Source organism: Pseudonocardia sp. ICBG1034 (assembly GCF_020131375.1).
Lineage (GTDB): Bacteria > Actinomycetota > Actinomycetes > Mycobacteriales > Pseudonocardiaceae > Pseudonocardia > Pseudonocardia alni.
The window spans coordinates 143,296-158,680 of sequence record NZ_JAHLEK010000023.1 but is presented as its reverse complement, the minus strand read 5'-3'; the positions used below and the strand labels follow the sequence as shown (position 1 = coordinate 158,680).

The 15,385-nt window shown below is 75.7% G+C and carries 15 protein-coding genes; 10 read left to right on the top strand and 5 right to left on the bottom strand.

From position 1 onward, the window contains the following. Positions 1–91: 91 nt before the first annotated feature. From KPF22_RS24955 to KPF22_RS24940, 4 genes are read right to left on the bottom strand one after another with little or no spacing between them, the layout of a single operon-like run. Positions 92–1,759, bottom strand: a complete 1,668-nt coding sequence (locus tag KPF22_RS24955; RefSeq protein WP_224403451.1) for a cation acetate symporter — start codon at positions 1,757–1,759, stop codon at positions 92–94. After that, positions 1,756–2,094 carry a hypothetical protein gene (locus KPF22_RS24950; protein ID WP_224403450.1) on the bottom strand — a complete coding sequence of 113 codons (339 nt, stop codon included), beginning with the start codon at positions 2,092–2,094 and terminating at the stop codon, positions 1,756–1,758. The genes KPF22_RS24955 and KPF22_RS24950 overlap by 4 nt, the downstream gene beginning before the upstream one ends. Continuing rightward, positions 2,091–2,945 carry a LytTR family DNA-binding domain-containing protein gene (locus tag KPF22_RS24945; RefSeq protein ID WP_224403449.1) on the bottom strand — a complete coding sequence of 285 codons (855 nt, stop codon included), beginning with the start codon at positions 2,943–2,945 and terminating at the stop codon, positions 2,091–2,093. Before KPF22_RS24945 ends, KPF22_RS24950 begins: the two co-directional genes overlap by 4 nt. A 1-nt stretch (position 2,946) precedes the next feature. Next, positions 2,947–4,038, bottom strand: coding sequence for a sensor histidine kinase (locus KPF22_RS24940; RefSeq protein WP_224403448.1), 1,092 nt, complete (start codon positions 4,036–4,038; stop codon positions 2,947–2,949). Between the two features lie 117 nt (positions 4,039–4,155). Here KPF22_RS24940 and KPF22_RS24935 point away from each other — a divergent pair, with 117 nt between their 5' ends. From KPF22_RS24935 to nudC, 10 genes are all read left to right on the top strand, one after another. Beyond that, the gene (locus tag KPF22_RS24935; RefSeq protein WP_218622353.1) at positions 4,156–5,154 is read left to right on the top strand and encodes a TrkA family potassium uptake protein; all 999 of its coding nucleotides are present in this window, start codon (positions 4,156–4,158) and stop codon (positions 5,152–5,154) included. A gap of 58 nt (positions 5,155–5,212) precedes the next feature. After that, complete coding sequence (locus tag KPF22_RS24930; RefSeq protein ID WP_224403447.1) at positions 5,213–5,905, top strand: transketolase; 693 nt, start codon at positions 5,213–5,215, stop codon at positions 5,903–5,905. Then, positions 5,902–6,843, top strand: a complete 942-nt coding sequence (locus tag KPF22_RS24925; protein WP_224403446.1) for a transketolase family protein — start codon at positions 5,902–5,904, stop codon at positions 6,841–6,843. The genes KPF22_RS24930 and KPF22_RS24925 overlap by 4 nt, the downstream gene beginning before the upstream one ends. Positions 6,844–6,852: 9 nt before the next feature. Next, positions 6,853–7,716, top strand: a complete 864-nt coding sequence (locus KPF22_RS24920; protein ID WP_208826162.1) for an exodeoxyribonuclease III — start codon at positions 6,853–6,855, stop codon at positions 7,714–7,716. Positions 7,717–7,821: 105 nt separating this feature from the next. Further along, complete coding sequence (locus tag KPF22_RS24915; RefSeq protein ID WP_224403445.1) at positions 7,822–8,703, top strand: DUF4142 domain-containing protein; 882 nt, start codon at positions 7,822–7,824, stop codon at positions 8,701–8,703. Continuing rightward, positions 8,700–9,740 carry a class F sortase gene (locus KPF22_RS33325; protein WP_224403444.1) on the top strand — a complete coding sequence of 347 codons (1,041 nt, stop codon included), beginning with the start codon at positions 8,700–8,702 and terminating at the stop codon, positions 9,738–9,740. The genes KPF22_RS24915 and KPF22_RS33325 overlap by 4 nt, the downstream gene beginning before the upstream one ends. 58 nt (positions 9,741–9,798) lie before the next feature. Then, positions 9,799–11,076, top strand: a complete 1,278-nt coding sequence (locus tag KPF22_RS24905; RefSeq protein WP_208826156.1) for an aldehyde dehydrogenase family protein — start codon at positions 9,799–9,801, stop codon at positions 11,074–11,076. A 39-nt stretch (positions 11,077–11,115) separates the two neighbouring features. After that, positions 11,116–12,456: a pitrilysin family protein gene (locus KPF22_RS24900; protein WP_224403443.1), complete on the top strand. Its 1,341-nt coding sequence runs from the start codon at positions 11,116–11,118 to the stop codon at positions 12,454–12,456. 49 nt (positions 12,457–12,505) lie between these two features. After that, positions 12,506–13,900 (top strand): pitrilysin family protein, encoded by a 1,395-nt coding sequence (locus tag KPF22_RS24895; RefSeq protein ID WP_224403442.1) that lies wholly within the window; start codon positions 12,506–12,508, stop codon positions 13,898–13,900. Beyond that, on the top strand, positions 13,897–14,922 hold the full coding sequence (nudC, locus tag KPF22_RS24890) for an NAD(+) diphosphatase (RefSeq protein WP_208826149.1): 1,026 nt from the start codon (positions 13,897–13,899) through the stop codon (positions 14,920–14,922). Before KPF22_RS24895 ends, nudC begins: the two co-directional genes overlap by 4 nt. A gap of 85 nt (positions 14,923–15,007) precedes the next feature. Here the strand turns inward: nudC and KPF22_RS24885 are convergent, their stop codons facing one another. Further along, a complete protein-coding gene (locus tag KPF22_RS24885) occupies positions 15,008–15,232 on the bottom strand; it encodes a glutaredoxin domain-containing protein (protein ID WP_280118320.1) in 225 nt (74 codons plus the stop codon). Positions 15,233–15,385 lie beyond the last annotated feature (153 nt).

Genomic DNA, 15,385 nt, shown 5'->3' with positions numbered 1-15,385 from the left:
CCAAGATGCGAGCGGCCGACGACCGGACGATCGAGCGCGGCACCGAACGACGAGCGGTCTTGACGACAATGTCGCCGCTACGCTAAGGCGCTCACTCCCGATCGGCCAGATGGAGCCGCAGCATCGTAACTTCCGCGTCCGACGGAACGTGATCGCCCAGTGACACGGCGATCATGACGAGGAATGCGCAGGGCACCGACCACAGCGCGGGCTGGGCGAGCAGCATGCCCGCCGTCCCGCCGAGCCCGAGCGCGGCGCCCAGCGCCATCGACCCGACCGTCGCGAGCAGCCCGGTGACCATCCCTGCGTACGCGCCGCGCGCGGTCAGCCCCTTCCACCACAGGCCGAGCACCAGCAGCGGGCAGAACGTCGACGCCGCGACGGTGAACGCCGAGGTCACCGCCGCGCTGACGTCGACGCGCACCATCAGCAGCGCCGCCGGTACGACGGCAGCCGACGCGGCCAGCGCGGTCAGCCGCAGCCGGCGCAGACCCGAGGGCATGAGGTCGTGGGCGAGGGCCCCGGACAGCGCGAGCAGCAGCCCGAGCGAGGTGGCCAGGAACGCGGCGAACGCCCCCGCGGTGAGCATCGCGGTCAGTGCCGCCGCGGTGCCGCCGCCGGTGACCCGGCCGGGCAGCGTGACGATCGCGGTGTCGGTGCCCTGCGAGAGGTACAGCTCGGGGGTGAGCACGGTCCCGAGCAGCCCGTAGACGATCGGGAACAGGTAGAACGCGCCGAGCATCGCGACGGTGATCGCCGCGGTGCGCCGGGCACCGCGCCCGTCCGGACTGGTGTGGAACCGCACGATGATGTGCGGCAGCCCCATCGTCCCCAGCGCTGTCGCGACCAGCACCGACCAGGTCGTCAGCAGCGGCGAGGTGTCGGCGGTGCCGAGCAGCGGCAGCGCCCACTCGGCACCGCCGGGCACCGGCAGCGACGCCCGGTCGCCGCCCAGCTCGGGCACGGCGGCACCGTCGGGGAAGACCCAGACGGCGTCGGCGGCGGCGTGGTGCGGGCCGGGGGCGAGCGGGACCGGCACCCCGTCGACGACCACGACGGTCGGCTCGGTCAGCACGAGCTCGGTGTCGAGCCGGAAGTCGACCGGGGTCGCGGCGGTGAACCGGGTGAACTCCGGCGGTGCGGCCATGTCGGCGCGCAGCTGCGGCCCGGCGAGCAGCAGCAGCCAGATCGCGGGCCCGGCGAACAGCAGGAGCTTGAGTGCGAACTGGAACGCCTGCACGTAGGTGGCGGCGCGCATCCCGCCCAGCGCCAGGGTCAGGCCGACGGCGAGCCCGGACACCACGACCCCGACCCAGTAGTCGACGCCCGACACCAGCGTGAGCAGCTGCCCGGCCGCGACGATCTGCGGCACCAGGTAGAGCACCGCGATCACCACGACGACCACCGCGCAGAACCGGCGCAGCGACCGCGACCCGAGGCGGGCCTCGGCGAACCCGGGCACGGTCAGCGCCCCGGAGCGGCGCATCGGCGCGGCGACCAGCGCGAGCATCAGCAGGTAGCCCGCGGCGAACCCGACCGGGTACCAGAGCGCCCCGGTGCCCTCCTTGATCACCAGTCCGGCGACGCCGAGGAACGACGCCGCCGACAGGTACTCCCCGGAGACCGCGGCCGCGTTGAGCATCGGCGAGGTCCGCCGGGACGCGACGAGGAAGTCCGAGGTGGTGCGCATCGCCGCGACGCCACGTGCCCCGATCAGCACCGTGACCAGCAGCAGGGCGACGACCGCGGCGGCCGTCACGGGCGTTCCGCGCGTTCGGCCCGGCGCAGGTGCCACCACGCCAGCACGCCGAGCAGCGGGTACGGCAGCCAGGCGACCGCGATCCAGCCCAGTGGGAGCCCCCCGACCCGCCACTGGGCCAGGTCCGGCGCGAGCCGCAGCAGCACCGGCAGCCCGAACAGCAGCACCGCGGCGCAGGCCAGGGTGACCACGGCGCGCCGCAGCTGGGCCCGGCGCAGCCCGCGGGCCCGCTCGGCCAGCCCCGGGTCGAGCGCCGCGGCCGGCTGTGTGCGCGGTACGGCGGTACCCCGCTCGGGCGGTGCGCTGACCGCGACCCGGCGCGGGCGGGCGGTCACGGCCGCCCCCGGTCGCTTCCCGGGCCGTCGGGGGCGCGGTGGCCGTCGAGCGCCCCGGCGGTGGCCGCGGCGAGCAGCTGGTCGCGCAGGTCCCGGGCGTGGCGACGACTGACCGGCACGTCACCGGCGTCGGTGTGGGCGAGCAGGCCGCCGCCGGCGTCGCTGCGCAGCTCGCGGACCGCGGGCAGGTGCAGCAGGAAGCTGCGGTGCACGCGGACGAAGCGGTGCGGGTCCCAGTGCTCCTCCAGCCGCGACAGCGGGATCCGCACCAGGTGCGAGCCCCCGGGCAGGTGCAGCCGCACGTAGTCGCCGTGGGCCTCGACGAAGCGGACGTCCTCGCGGCGGACGTAGCGGGTGCGCCCGGCGGCCTCCACCGGCAGCACGGCGAGCTCGTCGACGCGGGGGAGCGCGGGCCCGGCCGGTTCCGGTGTGACCGCCCCCGGGATGCCCGGCCCGGCGGCCGAGCGGCCCGCCCGGGCCCGGTGCACCCGGCCGAGCGCGTCGGCGAGCCGGTCCGCGCCGACCGGTTTGAGCAGGTAGTCGACGGCGCCGAGGCCGTACGCGGCGACGGCGTGCTCCTCGAACGCCGTCACGAAGACGATCTCCGGCGGCGTGGCCATCGCGGCCAGCACCCCGCCGAGCTCCAGGCCGTCCATCCCGGGCATGGTGATGTCGAGGAAGACGGCGTCGAACCGGCCGGTGGGTATCGCGCGCAGTGCCTCGACCGCGCCGCCGGCCCGGGCGACCTCGCCGACGTCGGGCGCGTCGGCCAGCAGCGCGCAGATCTCGTCGAGGGCGGGGGCGACGTCGTCGACGGCCAGCACGCGCAGCGGCTCGGCGGAGGGCGTCACCTCAGATCACCACCCCGGGCTGGAACCGCGGGATCCGCAGCACGATCCGTGTACCCGCGCCGGGCGCGGTCTCGATGACCAGGCCGTGACCGGGGCCGTAGACCGCACGCAGCCTGCGGTCGACGTTCACCAGCGCCAGCCCGGCGCCCTCGGCGGTGCCGGCCAGCACGGCGCGGGCGTGCTCGGGGCTCATGCCCGGCCCGTCGTCGTCGACGGTGATCACGCAGACGTCCCCCTCGGCCTCGCCGCTGACCTGCACCAGCCCGCCGTCGGGGGAGCGCTCGACGCCGTGCTGCACCGCGTTCTCGACCAGCGGCTGCAGCGCCAGCACCGGGACCGGCACCGGCAGCACCTCCGGCGCCACCCGCACCTGCACCCGCAGCCGCTCGCCGAGCACGGCGCGGGCGAGGGTCAGGTAGGCCTCGACCGAGCGGAACTCCCCGGCCAGCGGCACGTAGTCGCCCCGTGCGGCGAGCGAGTGCCGGATGAACTCGGCGAAGGTCTCCAGCAGGTCGCGGGCGCGCGCCGGGTCCGAGCGGACGAACGAGGCGATCGTGGTGAGCGCGTTGTAGACGAAGTGCGGCGAGATCTGGGCCCGCAGCGCACGCAGCCGGGCGGCCTCGGCCTCGGCCTCCCCGTCGGTCAGGCGGGCGCGTTCGAGGGCGTCGGCGACGAAGGCGGCGGTCCGGCGGGCGGCGGCCGACCCGACCCCACCGGCCAGGACGAGCACCGGCCCGTCGCCGACGGGCAGCGCGGTGCGGCCGGCCTCGGTGAGCCGTCGCCCGCGGGCCCGCCCGGCGAGCGCGACGCCGTCGGCGCGGCCGGGGCCCCACCACGAGTCGGGCAGCCCGGGCCGGACCAGGCCCGCCGCCTCGGCGCCGCAGAGCCCGGCGAGCCGGCGCAGCGCCTCGGTCGCGGCGGCGGACCCGGCCGGTTCGCGCAGGCCCGCGGCCACGGCGACGCCCGTCTCGAGGACCTCGGTCGGGTCCGGCCCGGGTGCGGCGCCGCCGCGGAACCGGCGCGCGCTCAACCGCGGCCGCAGCGACGTGCGCGCAGCAGGCGTCACACGTTCGTGGTCCCCCTCGGCCGACACCTGAGTGAGGATAGGGCCCGCGCGGTCGGTGCGGCGCGACCTGGGCGCTAGCCTTCGCACGTGATCGGCTCCACCCGGCTCAGCGAACTCGATCCCCAGGTCGAGGGTGCGCTGCGGATGCCGGACCCGCGGTCGGGCCCGGTGCGCTCGCTGGTGACCCGCCTGGCGATCGCGGTGTTCGCGCTCGGCGCGACGACGTTGATCGTCTTCTTCGGGCGCGACGGCTACCTCGACAACAACGGCGCGGGCGAGATCTCGCTGCTCGACGCCCTCTACTACGCGACGGTGTCGCTGTCGACGACCGGCTACGGCGACATCGTGCCGGTCAGCCCGATGGCCCGCTCCATCAACATCGCGGTGATCACCCCGTTGCGGGTGCTGTTCCTGATCGTCCTCGTCGGTACGACCGTCGAGCTGCTCACCGAGCGCTCGCGACAGTCGTTCCGGATCCAGCGCTGGAGGTCGCGCGTGCGCGAGCACATCGTCGTCGTCGGCTACGGCACCAAGGGGCGCGCGGCGGTGGAGACGCTGCTGGGTGACGACGTGGACCCCGGGAAGATCGTCGTCGTCGACACCGACCGGGCGCGGCTGGACGTGGCCTCCGGGCTGGGCCTGGTCACCGTGTCCGGCAACGCGACCCGCTCCGCGGTGCTGCGCATCGCCGGGGTGCAGCTGGCGACGACGCTGGTCGTCGCCCTGGACCGCGACGACACCGCGGTGCTGGTCACCCTGACCGCCCGCGAGCTGTCCAAGTCGATCTCGATCGTCGCCGCGGTGCGCGAGGCGGAGAACGTGCACCTGCTCCGCCAGTCCGGCGCCAGCTCGGTGATCGTGTCCGACGAGACGGCCGGGCGGCTGCTGGGCGTCGCGACCCGCTCGCCCGCCGTCGTCGAGGTGGTGGAGGACCTGCTCACCCCGGACGCCGGCTTCGCGATCTCCCAGCGCCAGGTCGAGCCGACCGAGGTCGGCGGCTCCCCGCGGCACCTGCCCGACATCGTGCTCGGCGTGGTGCGCGGCGAGCAGCTCCACCGGGTCGACTCGGCCGCCGTCGACGCGCTGGAGCGGGGTGACCAGCTGCTCTACGTCCGCAAGGCGACCCCGCCGGACGAGGAGTAGGCCGCCCTCGACCCGAGCCCTTGACCTGAACCGCACTTCAGGTCGCACGGTGGTGACCATGCGATCACCGACCGGTTACGCCGACCTCGCCGGGCTGATGACCCGGATGACCGGCGACGAGAAGCACGAACCCGCCGCGACCTCCACCCTCGACGTCCTGTGGGTCCTCTACGACCGCATCCTGCGCATCGACCCGCAGCATCCCGACGACCCCGACCGCGACCGCTTCCTGGTCTCCAAGGGGCACGGCCCGATGGCGCTCTACGCCGTCCTCGTCGCCCGCGGGTTCCTCGACGACCACCTGCTCGACCGGTTCGCCGGGTACGACTCGCCCCTCGGGCACCACCCCGACCGCACGCTCGTGCCCGGGGTGGAGATCTCCTCCGGCTCGCTCGGCCACGGGCTCGGACTGGCCGTCGGCACCGCGTCGGGGCTGCTGCTGCAGGGCCGCGACGCGCGCACCGTCGTCCTCGTCGGCGACGCCGAGCTCGACGAGGGCTCCAACTTCGAGGCGATCCAGTACGCGGGCCGTGCCGGGCTGTCCGGGCTGAGCGCCGTCGTCGTCGACAACAGCTCGGCCTCGCACGGCTGGCCCGGCGGGATCGCCGGCCGCTTCACCGCGGAGGGCTGGATGGCCGTCGACGCCGACGGCCGCGACCACGACGCCCTGGAGCGCGCGTTCCGCACCGACCACACCGACCGGCCGCTCGCCGTCGTCGCGCACGTCGAACCGAAGGGGAGCTCCCGATGACCGGCTCTGCTCTGCTCACCGATACGCAGCAGCCCACTCCTTCCGACACAGTGACCCCGCCCGACCTGCGGGAACGCTTCTATGCTCTGCTGCCGGAGCTGATCGCGTCCGACCCGCGGGTCGTCGCGCTGCTGGCCGACATCGGCGCCGGCTACGTCGACGTTCCGCCCGACCTCGCCGACCGCGTGATCAACGTCGGCATCCGCGAGCAGCTGCTCGTCTCCGCCGCCGGTGGGCTCGCGCTGACCGGGATGCGCCCGGTCGTGCACACCTTCGCGCCGTTCCTCGTCGAACGGCCCTACGAGCAGCTCAAGCTCGACCTCGGGCACCAGGGCGTCGGGGCCCTGCTGGTGTCGGCCGGCGGGTCCTACGACATGGCGGGCGCGGGGGAGACCCACTTCGGCCCGCGCGACGTGCCGCTGCTCGACACCCTCGACGGCTGGACCGTCCACGTGCCCGGGCACGCCGACGAGGCGCAGGCGCAGCTGTGGGCCGCCCTGCCCGGTGACGACCGGGTCTACGTCCGGCTCTCGGGCGCGTCCAACGCGCGGCCGTACGGGGCGGGCCCGTCGATGACGGTGCTGCGGCGGGGGAGCCGGGGGACGGTCGTCGCGGTGGGGCCTCTGGCGGACCGGACGCTCGCCGCCGTCGCCGACCTGGACGTGACCGTCCTGTACGCCGCGACCGTCCGCCCGTTCGACGCGGCCGGCCTGCGCGCCACGCTGTCCGAGCCGGACGTCGTGCTCGTGGAGCCCTACCTCGCCGGGACCTCGGTGCGGCACGTCTCCGACGCGCTCGCCGACCTGCGGCACCGGGTCCTCGGGCTCGGGGTCGGCGCCGCCGAGCTGCGCCGCTACGGCAGCCCGGAGGACCACGACGCCGCGCACGGCCTGGACGTCGCGGGCATCCGCCGATCGGTGACGCGCTTCCTCTCGTAGGGTCGGGGCGTGCGTCTGGCCACCTGGAACGTGAACTCCGCGAAGTCCCGGCTGCCGCGGCTGCTGCCGTGGCTCGACGAGCGGGAACCCGACGTCGTCTGCCTCCAGGAGACCAAGCTCTCCGACGACGACTTCGCCGCGGCCTTCGACGAGGCCCTGGCCGAGCGCGGCTACGCGAGCGCGCACCACGGCCAGGGCCGGTGGAACGGCGTCGCCCTGCTGTCGCGGGTGGGTCTGGACGACGTCGTGCGCGGCCTGCCCGACGAGCCCGTCTTCACCGAGGGCGGGCTGGCGGTCCCGGACGCGCGCGCCGTCACCGCGACCTGCGGCGGGCTGCGGGTCACCTCGGTGTACGTGCCCAACGGCCGCAGCCCGGAGGACCCGCACTACGCCTACAAGCTGCGCTGGCTCGGTGCGCTGCGCGAGCTGGTCGCGACGGGCGACCCCGCGTCGACCGTGGTGGCCGGGGACGTGAACATCGCCCCCACCGACGACGACGTCTGGGACCGTTCCCTGTTCGACGGCGCCACCCACGTCACCCCCGACGAGCGGGCCGCGCTCGCCGCGCTGCTCGGGACCGGGCTGCGGGACGTCCTGCGCGAGCGCTGGCCCGACGAACGCGTGTTCAGCTACTGGGACTACCGGGCCGGCCGGTTCCACCAGGACCAGGGGATGCGGATCGACCTGGTGCTGGCCGGGTCGGGCCCGGCCGACCGTCGCGCGGCGGTGTGGGTGGACCGCAAGGCACGCAAGGGGAAGCTCCCCAGCGACCACGCCCCGGTCGTCCTGGACCTCGACGAGGCACCCGACGGCGACGTCGGCCCGGTCGTCCCGCCGCCGTCGGCCCCGGCACCGCTCAGCCGTCGGCGATAACCATTCGCCGCCCGGGTGGGACCTGTCGTGTGGTTCGAGTTGCAACGTTCGGAGTAAGTCGATAGCCCATCAGGCGTACACCGCTACCTCCGGGGGATGACTCGCATGACGACGACCACGAACCACCCGCGCCGGATCAGCCGCACCGTCGGTGCCGCCGTCGCCGCGGCCGCACTCGTGGGGCTGACCGCCTGCGGTGGCGAGACGCCGCAGGTGCCGAACCTGCCCGACAACCTCCCGCAGGTCCCGGGCGTCGGCGACCCGCGCCAGGCCTTCGGCGACGCCCACCAGAAGGCCCTCGGCCTCGCCGCGCTCGGCGGCATCGGTCTGGAGCAGGGCGTCGGGGACAAGGTCAAGGAGCTCGCGCCGCAGGTGCAGGGCGAGGGCCAGCAGATCAACGAGAAGCTGCGGGGGCTGGCGTCGTCGATCGGCGTCTCGCTGCCCGACCAGGTCTCCCCGGAGATCCAGTCCCAGGTCGACGACCTCAAGGCCCGCACCGGCGAGCAGTTCGACCAGGGCTGGCTGCAGGCCGCGCAGGAGCAGGTCGGACAGCTCAGCGACCAGGCCCAGCAGCTGCTGAACGTGCCCGGCCTGCCGCCGGAGCAGCTCGACCAGGCCCGCGCGCAGCTCACGAACCTGGGTGAGCTGACGACCAAGCTGGACCAGGCCGCGGCCGAGGCCGGGGCCACGACCCCGGGCTCCGGCACGGACGACCCCGGTAACGGCACCGACGGGAACGCCGCCGGGTCCGGCGACGGGACCGCGCCCGGTGCGGGCACCGGCAACGGCACCGGCACCGGCACCGGCTCGGCCTCCGGTTCCGGTGACGCCGCGGGCCGGGGCGGCTCCGGTGCGCCCGCCGTCGACGCCGGCACCGGTGGCCAGGCCGCATCGGCGTCCGACGCCGCGCTGCCCGTCGCACTCGGCGGTGCCGGGCTGCTGCTGCTCCTCGCCGGTGCCGTCCGGCTGCGTCGCGCCCGCGCGTGACACCGCGGCGCCGGCGCCCGGCCGGGGGCGTACGGGGAGCGGCCGCGCTGCTGCTCCTCGGCGCCGCCCTGCTGGGCGCCGGCGCCGGTCTCGCACTCGGTGACGACGCCCGCGTCGAGGCGAGCGACCTCGGCGCCGTGCCCGCGGGAACCGCCTCCGCCGCGACGCGTGCGGTGCCGGTGGCCCGGGCGCTGCCGGTCCTGGCGCCGCCCGACCCGGCTCCGCCGGTCGGGGCGCCCGACGCCGCGGCGCTGCCGGGGGAGCCCGCTCCGAGGCCCTCCGGTGCGGCTGCGGCGCCCGCCGCCCGGCCCGAGCCCGTCGGTCCGGCTGCGCCTGCCGCGCCGCCCGCACCTGCCGCGCTCCCAGTGGCGCCTGCCGCTCCACCCGTGCTCGCCCCGCCCTCGGCTGCGGCCGCCGCGCCGCCGGCGGCCGACGCGCTTCCGGTGGGCCCGCTCCCCGGTCCCGGCGACCGCACCGGTCCCCCGCCCCGCTCCACCGGCCCGGCACCCATCGCGCCACGCGAACCGTGGACGGTCTCGGCCGTCTACCCGCTCCCCGCGCCCGAGCCCGGCACCGTGTCTCAGCCGGTCGTCCCGGCCGTCCTGGAGCTCCCCGCCCGCGGCCTGTCCGCCCCTGTCGACGCGGTCGGCACCGCCCCGAACGGCGGGATGGTCGTCCCCGACCGGGTGCGTACGGTCGGCTGGTGGGCCCCCGGTGTCCTCCCGGGCGGCGCGTCCGGGAGCGCCGTGATCGCCGGTCACGTCGACTCGCGCACCCAGGGCATCGGGTTCCTGTCCGTGCTGCCGCAGCTCGTCGCGGGCGAGCCGGTCGTCGTCCGTGACGCCGACGGCCGCACCGCGGTCTACCGGGTCGTCGCGCGTCGCGAGTACGGCAAGCACGACCTGCCCCGCGAGGTGTTCCGCCGCGACGGCGACCCGCAGCTCGTCCTCGTCACCTGCGGTGGGGTGTTCGACCCGGCGGCGGGGAGCTACGAGTCGAACATCGTCGTCTACGCAGTGCCGACCGCTGCGTCCTGATCCGCCCTCGCCGGATACCCGGTCGGGCCCGCGACGGCGACCGCCTACCCTGACCTGCGTGAGCAGCACCGTGACCACCCCGCAGGAGACGACCGAGGCGCCCGAGTTCGCCGCCGTCCGTGAGGCCGCGCAGCGCGCCCGGGCCGCCGCCCCGGCCGTCCGCGCCGCGGGCGAGGGCCGGATCGACGACGCCCTGCGCGCCGCCGCCTCGCTGATCCGGGACCGGGCGCACGAGCTGCTCGACGTCAACGCCGCCGACGTCGCCGCCGCCGAGCGGAACGGCATGGCGGCGGGCCTTCTCGACCGGCTGCGCCTGGACCCCGAGCGGCTGGCCGGGATCGCCACCCAGCTCGAGGTGCTCGCCGCGACCCCCGAGCCGCCCACCGAGTGGCCGGTCCGCACGCTGGAGACCGGCGAGCGGGTGTTCGAGCGGCGCATCCCGGTCGGCGTCATCGGCGCGGTGTTCGAGGCCCGGCCGAACGTGACCGTCGACGTCGCCTCGCAGGTCCTCAAGGCCCGCAGCGCCGCGGTCCTGCGCACCGGGTCCGCCGCGCTCGGCAGCGCCACCGCGCTCGTCGAGCAGGTGCTGCGCCCCGCACTGGCCGACGCCGGGCTCCCCGAGGCCGCCGTCCAGCTCGTCCCGCTGCCCGGCCACGCCGGCGCCGAGGCCCTCGTCGGGTTGCCCGACCTGGTGCCGCTGGTCGTCGTCCGCGGGTCCGGGGACGTCACCCGCAAGCTGTCCGTGCTCGGCGCGACCGCGGGCACCCGGGTGCTCGCCCACGCCGACGGCGGCGGCGTCCTCTACCTCGACGCCAGCGCCACCGAGGCCGACGTCACGCGCCTGGTCACCGACTCGACCGACCGGCTCGGCGTCTGCAACCGGCTGAACCTGCTGCTCGTCGACCGGCCCGCCTACGACACCCTGCTGCCGGTCGCGAAGGCCGCCCTCGACGCCCGCGGCATCGCGCTGTCGCTGCCCCCGCACGACCACCCGCTCGGTCACGAGTGGGCACTGGACTCCGGCGCCGAGGCGCACGTGACGGTCGCCGTCGTCGACGGCCCCGACGACGCCGCCGACACCGCCGCCCGGGAGACCTCCGGCCTGGCCGCGACGATCTGCGCCGCCGACGAGCAGGTCGCACACCGTTTCATCGACCGCTACACCGGTACCGGGGTGTTCTGGAACGCGCCGTCGCGGCTGCTCGACGGCTACAAGCTGCTGGGCCTGCCCGAGACCGGCATCAACGTCGATCACACCCCCGGTCCCCGCGGCCCGGTGACCTACCGCGACCTGGGGCTGCGCCAGTTCGTGATCCTGCCGCCCGAGCACGCCTGACCGGGCAGGTTGCCGGGGGTGGGGGATAGCCTCGCTCCCGTGTCCGTGATCGCCGACAAATCCGCTCTCGAGCTGCACCGGGCCACGCTGGCCAACGGGCTGCGCGTGCTCGTCGTCCCGGACCCGGCCACCCCGGTGGTCGGGGTCTCGGTGCACGTCGACGTGGGCTTCCGTTCCGAGCCGGAGGGCCGCACCGGCTTCGCGCACCTGTTCGAGCACCTGATGTTCCAGGGCAGCGAGAGCCTGGAGAAGCTGGAGCACTTCCGGCAGGTCCAGTCCGCGGGCGGGATCTTCAACGGCTCGACCCACCAGGACTACACCGACTACTTCCAGGTGCTGCCCGGTGCGGCGCTGGAGCGGGCGCTGTTCCTGGAGTCCGACCGGTTGCGCGCCCCGAAGCTCACCGTCGAGAACCTGCGCAACCAGGTCGACGTCGTGAAGGAGGAGATCCGGCTCAACGTCCACAACCGCCCCTACGGCGGGTTCCCGTGGATCCTGCTGCCGCCGGTCCTCTACGACACCTTCCCGAACGCGCACAACGGCTACGGCGACTTCTCCGAGCTGGAGCAGGCGAGCCTGGACGACGCGGCCGCGTTCTTCGACACCTTCTACGCGCCGGGCAACGCGCTGGTCACCGTGCACGGTGACCTGTCCGAGCACGGCGTCGACGGCACCCTCGCCCTGGTCGAGCGGCACTTCGGGGACATCCCCGCCCGGCCCGTCCCGCAGCGGCCGTCGTTCGCCGAGCCCGCCCCCGGCGCGGAGCGGCGGCAGACCGTGGCCGACGCCCACGCCCCGCTGCCCGCGCTGGCGCTCGGCTACCGCGTCCCCGACCCGGCCGCCGAGCCCGACGCCTACCTGGCCCACGCCATGCTCGCCACCGTCCTGGCCGACGGCGAGGCCTCGAGGCTGCAGCGCCGCCTGGTCCACGGCGGCGCCGAGGGAGCGGGCCTGGTCACCGACGTCTCGGCGTCCAACGGCCTGATGGGCGGCCCGTTCGACGCCCGCGACCCCGACACCTTCACGATCACCGCGGTGCACCCCGCCGAGGTGTCCGCGGACCGGGTCACCGCCGCGGTCGACGAGGAGCTGGACCGCCTCGCCGAGCAGGGCCCCGGCACCGAGGAGCTGGAGCGCCAGACCGCCCGCTGGGTCGCCGCCCTGCACCGCGAGGACGACCGCGTCATGTACCGGATGCTCGGGCTCGGCGCCCGCGAGCTGCTCTACGGCCGCGCCGAGCTCGCCGTCGAGCTCCCCGGCAGGCTGGCCGCCCTGACCGGCGCCGACGTCGCCGCCGCAGCCGCCCGGCTGCGTTCGGCCGGGCGGGCCGTCCTGCTGGTCGAGCCGGCCGCCGAACCGACCGGGGACGGCGACGCGTGAGCGCCCCGACCCGTCCCGGCACCGTGAACCACACCGAAGGGGGCTCCGCGTGAGCGCCGCCCGCACACACCGCAGCGCGGAGGAGATCGGCCGCACCGAGCGCGGCCCCCGCCCGCTGCCCGCGCTCGGCCGCACCAAGGAGGTGCCGCTGCCGGACGTGCTCACCGAGACCCTGCCGAACGGGCTGACCGTCCTGGCCGCGCGCCGACCCGGGGTCCCGCTGGTCGAGACCGTCCTGCGTATCCCGGCCGCCTCGCCGGAGCCGGTCGCCGACGCCGCCCGCACCGCGGGCACCGAGGTGCTCGCCGAGACCATCCTGACCGGCACCGCGGGCCGCGACCGGATCGGCATCGACGACGCGCTGGCCTCGGTCGGCGGGGAGCTCGGCGTCGCCGTCGACCCGGAGTACCTGCAGGCGGGCGGCTCCGCGCTGGCCACCGGTCTGCCGACGGTCCTCGACGTCCTCGCCGACGTCCTCACCGCCGCCACCCACCCCGACGCCGAGGTCGCCCGCGAGCGGTCCCGGCTGGCCGAGCGGATCGCCGTCGCCCGCGCGCAGCCGCGCACCGTCGCCCGCGAGGCGCTGATGCGCCGCCGCTTCGGCGACCACCCCATCGTCTCGGAGATGCCGACCGCCGAGGCCGTCGCCGCGGTCACCCCGGAGCGGGTGCGGGAGCTGCACGCCGACGTCGTCGTCCCGGACGGGGCGAGCCTGGTCCTCGTCGGCGACATCGACCCCGAGGCCGCGATCGCCGAGGTCGCCCGCCGGCTCGGGGGGTGGACCGGCGACCACCCCGCCCGGTGGCTGTCCACCCCGCCGGTGCCGCAGGCCGGCGACCTGGAGCTGGTCCACCGGCCCGGCTCCGTGCAGTCCCAGCTGCGTCTCACCGCGCCCGGCCTGGACCGCACCGACGAGCGCTACACCGCGTTCCAGCTCGCGAACCTCGTGTTCGGTGGCTACTTCTCCTCGCGCTGGATGGAGAACATCCGCGAGGACAAGGGCTACACCTACGGCGCGCACTCCGGGCAGGAGTTCGTGCCCGGTGGCGCGGTGCTCGGTCTCGACGCCGACGTCGCCTCCGACGTCACGGCCGCCGCCCTGCTCGAGACCCGCTACGAGCTCGGCCGCATGGTGGCGGTCCCGCCGACCGAGCAGGAGGTCACCTCGGCCCGTCGCTACGCGATCGGTTCGCTGCTGATCTCGCTGGACAGCCAGTCCGCGCTGGCCGGCACCCTGTCCGCGCTGCACGCCGCCGGGCTCGACGTCGACTGGCTCCGGGACCGGCCGCGCCGGCTGGAGGCGGTCACCGTCGACGAGGTCGCCGCGGCCGCCACCGCGCTGTTCGCGCCGACCCGGTTCACCGGGGTGGTCGTCGGTGACGCCGACGTGGTCGGGCCACCGCTCGCCGCGCTCGGCGGCGTGGTCCGCGGAGGCGGGCGATGAGCCCCGGGGACTTCTCCCTGACCGAGGAGCCGGTGCTGTCGCGCAACGCGCTCTCCCGCGACGAGAACCGCCGCCTGGACCCGGCCTACGTGCGCGACACGTGGGCGAAGGCGCGCGTGGTCGTCGTCGACGAGTCCGGACGCACCCCGGTGGACTGGGAGGTCGAACCGGGCCGCGAGTTCCGCGAGGTCGACGCCGCCGCCTGGGACGACGCGGCAGGCCGTGGCGGGCACGTCCGGACCCGCGCGGGCACCGACGTCGCCGCGGAGCCGCCGGCCGAGGCCGTGCTGCTCGGCGAGCGCGAGGGCGTCCCGTACTGGGCGGTGCGCGTCGGGACCGAACGCACCGCCGACAGCGACATCTTCACCGGCGAGGGGGAGTGGGCGGACCTGCGCGCCGCGGGCGCGTTCCTCGACCCCCTCGGGTCCGGGCTGCTCACCGGCGCGGTCGCCACGCTGAACTGGCACGACCGGTCCCGGTTCTGCGCGATCGACGGCACCCGCACCCGCCCGCACAACGCGGGCTGGGCCCGGGTCTGCGACAACGGCCACGAGGAGTACCCGCGCACCGACCCGGCGATCATCTGCCTGGTGCACGACGGCGCGGACCGCGTCCTGCTCGCCCGCCAGCCGGTGTGGCCTGCCGGGCGCTACTCGGTGCTCGCCGGGTTCGTCGAGTCCGGCGAGTCGCTGGAGGCGTGCGTGCACCGCGAGATCTCCGAGGAGGTCGGCATCGCCGTGTCCGACGTGCGGTACCTCGGCAGCCAGGCGTGGCCGTTCCCGCGGTCGCTGATGGTCGGCTTCCACGCGATCGGGGACCCGGAGGTCCCGCTGACGCCACAGGACGGCGAGATCGCCGACGCCCTGTGGATCACCCGGGACACGCTGCGGTCGGCACTGGCCCGCGGCGACTGGGGCACCCGGGACGAGCCCGACCCCGCCGACGGACCGGTGGTCATGCTGCCGGGGAAGGTCTCGATCGCACGCACCATGCTGGAGTCCTGGGCCGCCGCCGGGGGCTGACCCCGCAGACGAAGCGGCGGCCCGCCCCCGGTGAGGTACCGGTGGCGGGCCGCCGCGCTCCGTGGTGGGAGATTAGGGGCAGGTGTCAGACCCCGAGCCGGGTCTTCACCTCGGAGAAGCTGGGGTTCGTCGCGACCGACTCGTCCGGGAAGACGACGGTCGGCACCGTGCGGTTGCCGCCGTTGGCCTTCTCGACGAACGCCACGGCGTCCGGCTCACGCTCGATGTCGATCTCGCGGTAGCCGATGCCGGCCTGGTCGAGCTGCAGCTTGAGACGACGGCAGAAGCCGCACCAGCTGGTCGTGTACATCGTCAGGTCCGCCATACCGTGTGCAACGGGCCCGCCCGCGGGATTCTTCCCGCCCCGCTGTGAGCTGCCCGGCACCCGGACGGGCGGGACGGGCGGCCCGTGACCGTCGGGGGCGGGTGTCAGGATGGGTGGGTGCCGTCCCGATCCACCGCC